Source organism: Algoriphagus antarcticus, from assembly GCF_002150685.1.
In the GTDB taxonomy this organism is placed as follows: domain Bacteria; phylum Bacteroidota; class Bacteroidia; order Cytophagales; family Cyclobacteriaceae; genus Algoriphagus; species Algoriphagus antarcticus.
On the sequence record NZ_MSSW01000115.1, the window covers coordinates 1 to 7,903 of the forward strand.

The 7,903-nt window shown below is 41.2% G+C and carries 6 protein-coding genes; 2 read left to right on the plus strand and 4 right to left on the minus strand.

The genetic code is table 11. The annotated features are described in order from the left end of the window. Nucleotides 1-174 precede the first annotated feature (174 nt). Nucleotides 175-690, minus strand: a complete 516-nt coding sequence (locus tag BVH04_RS24605) for a hypothetical protein (protein WP_240511059.1) — start codon at nucleotides 688-690, stop codon at nucleotides 175-177. Nucleotides 691-695: 5 nt separating this feature from the next. Further along, nucleotides 696-1,961 (minus strand): sulfite oxidase, encoded by a 1,266-nt coding sequence (locus BVH04_RS24610; RefSeq protein ID WP_086544112.1) that lies wholly within the window; start codon nucleotides 1,959-1,961, stop codon nucleotides 696-698. 214 nt (nucleotides 1,962-2,175) lie between these two features. On the opposite strand from BVH04_RS24610, the gene BVH04_RS24615 reads away from it, so the two are divergent. Next, complete coding sequence (locus BVH04_RS24615; RefSeq protein WP_086544113.1) at nucleotides 2,176-2,859, plus strand: hypothetical protein; 684 nt, start codon at nucleotides 2,176-2,178, stop codon at nucleotides 2,857-2,859. 51 nt (nucleotides 2,860-2,910) lie between these two features. On the opposite strand, the gene BVH04_RS24620 is transcribed toward BVH04_RS24615, so the two are convergent. Together BVH04_RS24620 and BVH04_RS24625 are read right to left on the minus strand one after the other, a co-directional pair. Continuing rightward, complete coding sequence (locus BVH04_RS24620; RefSeq protein ID WP_140160667.1) at nucleotides 2,911-3,132, minus strand: hypothetical protein; 222 nt, start codon at nucleotides 3,130-3,132, stop codon at nucleotides 2,911-2,913. A 352-nt stretch (nucleotides 3,133-3,484) separates the two neighbouring features. After that, nucleotides 3,485-4,159 carry a class I SAM-dependent methyltransferase gene (locus tag BVH04_RS24625; RefSeq protein WP_086544115.1) on the minus strand — a complete coding sequence of 225 codons (675 nt, stop codon included), beginning with the start codon at nucleotides 4,157-4,159 and terminating at the stop codon, nucleotides 3,485-3,487. A 1,173-nt stretch (nucleotides 4,160-5,332) separates the two neighbouring features. On the opposite strand from BVH04_RS24625, the gene BVH04_RS24630 reads away from it, so the two are divergent. Then, on the plus strand, nucleotides 5,333-7,750 hold the full coding sequence (locus BVH04_RS24630) for an ABC transporter permease (RefSeq protein ID WP_086544116.1): 2,418 nt from the start codon (nucleotides 5,333-5,335) through the stop codon (nucleotides 7,748-7,750). Nucleotides 7,751-7,903: the final 153 nt, after the last annotated feature.

Consider the following 7,903-nt stretch of genomic DNA (forward strand, 5'->3'; position numbering starts at 1 on the left):
ACGCTTTTCTGCCAGCAAGCGAATTCTCTTTGGTCAATGGGTTGGAAGACCGATGACCGGAGTAAATCAGAATTCAATGTGTCTTTGGATTTTCGATCCTATAAATTTTCTACTCGCCAGATTCCGTATAATCATATAAATTAAACGTTTACGCAAGAACTTGAAAGGAGATCTTTAGTCTTTCAGCTCATACCATTCAATTCCCGTAAGTGGGATTCTTCGTCCTTTTGGTGCTTCCGGGGCGTAGTTTGTGGCCAGATAATCAAGGATTTTTGCTTCATTTTCACCAAGATCCCAAAGCCCTTGAGTCTCCTGCATCCATACGATCTTATCGTGCCAGCCTTCGCGGGTAAACCGATTTTGTAGGATCAGGGCACTAGAGTGACATGAGATACAATTTCCTTTGATCAACTCAAGTCCTTCTCCCGTGATCAATCCTGTAACCAAGTCCTTTCCCTCTACTACCTGATCGGCTGGATCGGATTGGCTTGATGCAAGTTCGGCAGGAAGTTCTACCGAGTCTGTGCTTTGCCAAGCCGAGATTTCTGGTCGGAAAATCAATAGTAGTACCACTCCCACGAGCAACACAACTATTCCCACCAGCCCGGCAACAGACTTGAAAAGACCATTGAAAAATTGGAGGTTTTCCCTTTTTGACGATGACGGTTTATTTTCAGGTAGTTTGTTCATTCTTCTTAGCTTACTTTCACGGCGATTCTGTGACAGGCATTGTTCAGGTAGCCCTTAGGATTCCATCCAGGGATTACCATGGGCTGAGAGATTCCCTGATCGTCGGTTGCTCTTGCCCAGATCTCATAATACCCTGCCTGAGGAAAACCCAACTCGATAGACCACTGCTGCCAAGCCAGTCGATTTACAGGTTTTTTCAAGTTGCATTTTTGCCAAGTAGCTCCAAAATCTGTAGTTACCTGCATTTCCCTCACTTCATACTCTCCGGCCCAAGCGTGTCCCTGCACGGCCAATTTTTTGGAAGTGCCAAACATCGCTCCGGATTTTGGGTAAGTGATGAGTGATTTTACAGGCATGGATTCAATGATTTTCATATCCTCATCAGGCACTTCCTGTCCAGGAGCTACAGGATATTTTGGAACTCTGTAGGAATCGCCCATCATTTTCTCGCCATCATGCACTTTATTTCTCACGACTATTTTGTGAAGCCATTTGCCAGAAACTGAAGCTGGCCAACCCCCGCAAACTAGGCGAAGTGGAAAGCCATGGGCAAGCGGGATGTCTTGTCCGTTCAGCTTCCAAGCTAGCAGCGTCTCATCTTGCATGGCTTTGGCAATAGGCACTCCTCGGGAGATCACCACTTTTGCAGGGTCGCCATTTAAATGCTTGTCTTTGCCATAGTAACCAATATAAACTGCGTTGGATTTGATGCCCACATCAGCCAAAACGTCCTTTAATCGAACGCCAGTCCATTCCGAACAGAAAACTGCTCCTTCTTCCCACTGATTGCCCGATGCTGGGGGATAAAAACCAGCTCGGCCATTTCCACCACATTCAAGAACCAATTGATAAGTGAAGGCTTTGAATCTCTTTTTGAGCTCATCCAAACTGTAAGTTTTTTCCTTCGAAACAGATTCTCCACCTATTGTAAGAGTCCAGCTATTCACGTCAATATCTTCTGGAATCAGCCCGTTATTTCTGATGAAAATACTCGCAAAAGGAGTGACTGCATCATTCAATAGATTCGGTGTCGGCTCTACATTCCAAGGCTTTTCATTTCTGATAATCATTCCTTTGCTTTTGCCTTTCATTGGATCAAAATCTGCAGGTAATGCAACAGGGAGGTAGCCTTTGGGCATGGTGGCAGCATGAACTATATCTGCGCCAAGAACTGCGGTCATCAAAGCAAGGGCACTTTTTTGTAAAAAGGCTCGTCTATCTTGAGTGCTGCTTGAGGTTTTCTTCGGGCTGTTCAGGTCAGGTTGTGACATGTCTACAATGGATTGAAAAGTGATGGAGAGTAAAATTAAAAATCTTACCGACTAATGCCCTATTGGCGGCAGAGCATTTCAGTGGTGTCTTTGGAAAAGTTTACAAAATCTAAAACATGAGCAAGGGAAACACAAGGTCAAGTAGTAGTTTTTTGTCTTATTAGGATGTCCCAAAAGAAACGGGAAAGTTATTGCGTGTGGGATTTGAGATCGGATGGATATTGCCGGGATCTTCGGGGTGATCAGAAGACGGGTAGTCGGATTGATCGATCCGAGCGAGCACTATGTCTTCGCCCATTTGGACGATACACTTTTTCGCAAAAAAGGAAAAAAAGTATTTGGAGGAAGATGGCTTCGCGACCCTTTGGGACCTGCTTTCCAGACTAATTTGATCTGGGGACAGCGTTTTATACAACTTTCACTTTCCTGTTTCACCAAGATGGGTGCCGTACAAGCTCGAGCCATTCCGATTGTGTATCACTGCCCAACGGAGCGTAAGCCTGGCAAAGGAAGTGAGCAGAAGGACTGGGAGCAGTTTAAAGAGACTCAGAAAAAAAGTAAGCTCAGTGTCATGGGAGCCGAACGAATCAGACTATTGAGAGAAAATCTTGATCAGGATGGTTTTTCAGACAAAGAGTTGGTCATCAGTGTGGATGGGAGTGATACCAACGAAGTGGTACTCAAAAAAATCCCTCCAAACGCTACCCTGATCGGCAGAATCCGCAAAGATGCCAGTTTATATCTGCTACCCGAGCCAAGGCCTGTAGGGAAAGGACGCAAAAAAGTCTACGGGGAAGCACTCCCCACTCCCGTACAGATCCGCCAGTCCGAAGAGTACTCATGGCAAACCGTCCAGGCTTGGGCTGCGGGAAAAGGCATGACTTTGAGCTTAAAGTAATCCAACGAGTCAGATGGCGAAAATCAGGAAACAAAGATCTCAAACTGGTCATCATCCGTCCGGTAGCTTACAGACGCACAAAAAATTCCCGACTGCTCTACCGAGATCCTGCCTACCTGATCCGGTCGGATTCGGATCAATTTTCACTTTTCCAATTCTTTTTAAGTTGTAGTAATTCTCCTCATTTTTGTCCAATGCAAATGCATTGATTTTCTGACATTCCTCAGCAGTGTCAAAGGGAATTCTAGAGACAAGCTGTGTTTGATCTGCCAATTTTATCCAAATTGAATACAACTCGGAAAAGTGCTGTAAAATAGCGTTTCCAAGCAATAAAGGTTTTTTTCCATTTTGATAGACTCATATTCATTCGGATAAATGCCTCTATCACGACCTTACATGTTAAAGCTCCATCCATCATCGACTCGGAAAATAAACTCTTTAAATTTTACATGAATCCTGCTTGTTCTCATCACATTTTGAAAATCTCAGGTTCGGCCCAAGTATCCTAAAGCAGTTCTATTAAAGCATTGAGAATCCATGTGCTAAGGATCTCCCAGTTCGGTTCAAGGATACTTATTCCTAATAATTGCTAATTTATTTATCTGATTTCAGAAGCAATTAATTCTTAGGTGTTTTGAATTTCTGGAAAATGATACATTGAAAGGGATTTAGTCAGTCCCATTAAATTTTCACGATATAATTTTCCATGAGGGAACAAATCTTTCATTTGTTTTTCTGTCAGAAGCTTCACCTCTTCCACTCGTTGTATCGCAGCGTCCTTAGTTTGGCTTTTACTATAATTCCCCAAATTAAAATTATTGGTCAAATAGACTCTAGTATTGAAAGGTAAAAACTGGAAAAATGGGAAAAGCCAATGTGGTTCTAATGGGAAATAATAGTTGGGAGTTTGGACATAATAGTATTTGCCTACCCGCCTAACTTCGTTTGCCATCTTCCTTTGATTTTCGAACGTGAAGAGATGTTCAATTACTGAATTTGAAAATACAATGTCAAATTGGTTGTCACGGAACTCACTTAAGTCACATGCATCACCCTTTACACTAGTGAAACCTTCACGCGTGACTTCAATTTTGTCCAAGTTTAACAAAGTGATGTGAACGTTAGTATTACTAAATTTCATTCTCTCCCAATAAATTTCAGTCCCACCGATATCTAAAATCCGAATAGGGGGTTGATTATCTACTCTTTTTAGAAGATCCAGAAAGAAATTAAATCTTTTTTCTCGAAAGCTCTGGTTGATTGAACCCTTATATGCGGGGTCTAAAAATTTGGTTGCCATATTTAATTTAAGTTTTAGTATAACCACAAGATGAGCCAATCACCGCTAGTGTTTCATGGCTTGATGTGGCGGAAAATGGAAAGTTAAAAGGTAACATCTTTTCTGTTTTCGGCAATAACAATATTTCGATTGTCAATTTATTGTTTTGCCTATAAATTAAATGGAAATCTTTCATTTCTCCAATTATTTAATTTTAATGCAAGTCAAAACACTTACGGAAGTTTAGTTAAAAGGTCATTGAAGAGTGAGACACATGAATACAGTCTGTAAATCATGGGATTTTTTTAAAATCACAAATGCTTAAAATTTTGGTTTAAGCCCATACAACTTGATTTCTATTCTGAGCAAAATCTTCAAGTTTGAGCATCATCCTTTATTTGGTCCTGTGCAGCAAGATTTTTTTCATTCAATACTATCTAGCTAATTCCTGTTTGCCATGTTGCATAACATTTATTACTGATTTGGGGATTTTTGATTTTTTCGAGATTTAGGTGCTCACTATTTTTTCCATATCCAGATAGGTAAGTATTCTACAATAACACCAAATGCTTTTAATCAGAATGTGAAATTTCTACTCTTAGAACGGATCTCTCACCAAACTTTGCCCACCAGCGAACAAAAATGTCCGATAGATTTTTAGCAGATAGTACATAATTGGGAAAATTGGGCTGTTTTGCCAGTTTTTTAATGGCACAGAAATTTGATAGTGGAGGTGAGGGGAATTCTTTGTTTTTCGGAGTAAGGATTTTATAGTTCTAGGTCTGGGTGACAGAATGAAGTGGTCAGTGCGAAAAAGACCACGGCGTAGTCAAGGTGGAATACTGAAATTCAGCCATTGACAACCCGACAACAACGACAATAGTAAATAACTGCTGAATATCGAAGTTTTGGCAAGCAACTAAGACAATCCGACAACAGCAAATAAAAGTCCTTAGAACGTTTAACTAACACCATTTACAATGTGGAAGAACTACTTTAAAATTGCAATCCGTAATCTGGCCAAAAAAATGGTTACGTCATTGCGCGGAGGAAGGAGGACGACAAAGCAATCTCATTTTAGAATCTAGAATTGGAGAAAATTGACAACCCGATAAAAATGAAAACATTCATACAGAATGATAAATGCCAAACGCTGACTAATGAAGATGATGTGGATATCAAAAAACTCTACCTATGTTAAAAAACTACTTTAAAATCGCGTGGAGAAACCTCCGAAGAAATAAGCTAAGGACTTCTATCCATATTTTGGGTTTGTCCATAGGAATAGCGATTTGCTTTTTGATTTCCAATGTGGTAACGCATTCGTATAGCTTTGACCAATTCCACCCTGATAAGGAGCGGATTTATAGGATTAATACCCTGACAGATTGGGGAGATGGTGGAAGTTTTCCTAATTCTGGAACCCCAGGACCACTTGGTGAAGTGATTGAGGATGAGATCTCAGGCATCGAAACGAAGGGCAAACTCTATACGATGTATGAGACATTAGTGGCTTTGCCTAGTAGAGATAAAGTGTTTGGAAGGTCGAACGAAGTGACTTTTGCTGATCCGGGATTTTTTAGAATTTTCCCTAGAGTATGGCTTGCAGGCAATCCGGAAACAGCTTTGATTCAGCCTGAATCACTGGTGATCACAGAAGAAAGTTTGCATAAATACTTCCCCGGTTCTGATGCAGCAGATGTTTTGGGACAGGAATTGATGTTTGTGGACTCTGATTCTATCTATGCAAAAGTCACCGGAGTAATAGCCGATTTTACTCATAATACAGATTTTATTTTCCGTGATTTTATTTCCTACAGTACCATCCGAACTCCAGAGCAACTCGACTGGTATGGATTGCACGACTGGTCATCAGTGAATTCGAGCAGCCAGCTTTTCGTCAAACTCGCGCTGGGAATAACACCTGAATCGGTAGATGAATCATTTAAGGCTTTGGTCACCAAAAATATGGAAGCTGGAGATGATGGGGAATACAATACTAGTTTCTTTGCAGAACCGTTAGCAGACATGCATTTTGTGCCAAATTATGGCAATAGCGGCGTTTCCAAAACCTTTTTAAATGGGTTGATCTATATAGGATTACTAATTCTAGTGCTGGCTACCTTGAATTTTGTAAATCTAGAAACTGCCCAAGCCATCAGCCGATCCAAGGAAGTTGGGATCAGAAAAACAATTGGAGGCACTAGATTTCAGTTGATCACTCAGTTCTTGGCGGAGACATTTTTGATCGTTTTATGTAGTACGATCTTAGCGCTGGCTCTGGTAGAAGGCATCAAAGTGCTTTTTGAAAGTTACTTGCCTGAGGATTTTAGAATCGATTATTTCTCGTTTTTCAACTTACTTTTTTATGCAGCTTTCCCGCTTTTATTGTCGTTAGTTACCGGTATTTATCCGGCACTGATACTTTCCAACTACGATCCGCAACGTGCTTTGAAGGGAGAGTTGATCAAGACAGGTAAATTTTCCGTAGGAGTATTTTTGCGCAAAAATCTTACTGTCATCCAGTTGTCCTCCTCCATCGCTTTTATCATACTGGTCTTAGTGCTGAACTATCAACTGAAATATGTCACAAGCCAGCCTTTGGGTTTTGATAAGGAAGCAGTGATGTACGCGAATGTCCCTTTCATGTCAGATCCAGATAAAATGCTTCAACTTCAGGATCGCTTTAATCAAGAAGCTATAGTCCAAAGTGCCAGCCTTAGCGGAAGCTTGGTATCGTCCACGAGTCTTTGGACTTCGGATGCTTATGTGCCGGTGGATACGACTGAGAAGGAGATTTATATACAAGTCATGAATGTTGATTCTGCTTTTGTACGGGTAAATGGTATTCCCTTGCTAGCTGGCTCAGACGGAATTGATCGGGAGGAAGAAATATTGGTCAATGAGCAATTTGTGAAGGAAGCAGGTTTTGCAAGTGTGGAAGAAGCGGTAGGGACTGTGATCAGATATAGCGATGAGAAGGTAAAAATTATTGGAGTCGTTGCTGATTTTCACTCCAGAACGCTTAGAGAGGGAATCCGTCCCTTGCTGTTTACGTACAATCCGACTTATTTCCAGACGGTGAATGTAAAGCTGAATTCAGATCAAAACTTGGCTGCCGCGAAGGAGCGCTTAGAGCAAATTTACCTGACAGTTTATCCTTATGAATCGGCCTCCTTCAACTTTTTAGATACTCAAATAGAACGATTTTATCAGGAGGATGTGAAAATTAAAAATGTGCTGGGTTTCGCCTGTGCACTTGCAATTTTGATTTCCTGCCTGGGATTATTCGGGCTGTCCAGTTTTACCATTGCTCAGCGTACCAAGGAGATCAGCATAAGAAAAGTTTTGGGTGCCTCCTTGCAGCAGATCCTATTCTTGATCTCTAAAGAGTATATGATTTTGGTGGGCGTGTCCTTTCTGATAGCAGTTTTCCCAGCGTATTATTTCCTAAATGAATGGCTGAATGGCTTCAATACACGAGTTGAAATGCCCTATTTGATATTTGCAGCAGCCGGCTTGGGAGTGATGGTAATTTGTTTGTTGATCGTCGGTATTCATTCCTATGTCGCTTCGCAAACTAATCCTGCGAAAGTACTGAAGAGCGAGTAGGGAAATAAAATGTCTCGTGGCGGCGAAACATTTAAAAAATTCATGTGCCAAATTGCCAAAGTCAGGCTCAGTATCAGCCCATGGTAAGCGAAGCAAAACGCCAAGTATGGAATGATTTGATAGAAAAGAGCACTGTAGGTGTGGCTCATTTTA

Bases quoted from the DNA above. Each gene is read 5' to 3' on its own strand.
- BVH04_RS24630 (WP_086544116.1), top strand. From the start codon at position 5,333: ATGTTAAAAAACTACTTTAAAATCGCGTGGAGAAACCTCCGAAGAAAT.
- BVH04_RS24610 (WP_086544112.1), bottom strand. From the start codon at position 1,961: ATGTCACAACCTGACCTGAACAGCCCGAAGAAAACCTCAAGCAGCACT.
- BVH04_RS24605 (WP_240511059.1), bottom strand. From the start codon at position 690: ATGAACAAACTACCTGAAAATAAACCGTCATCGTCAAAAAGGGAAAAC.
- BVH04_RS24625 (WP_086544115.1), bottom strand. From the start codon at position 4,159: ATGGCAACCAAATTTTTAGACCCCGCATATAAGGGTTCAATCAACCAG.
- BVH04_RS24615 (WP_086544113.1), top strand. From the start codon at position 2,176: ATGGATATTGCCGGGATCTTCGGGGTGATCAGAAGACGGGTAGTCGGA.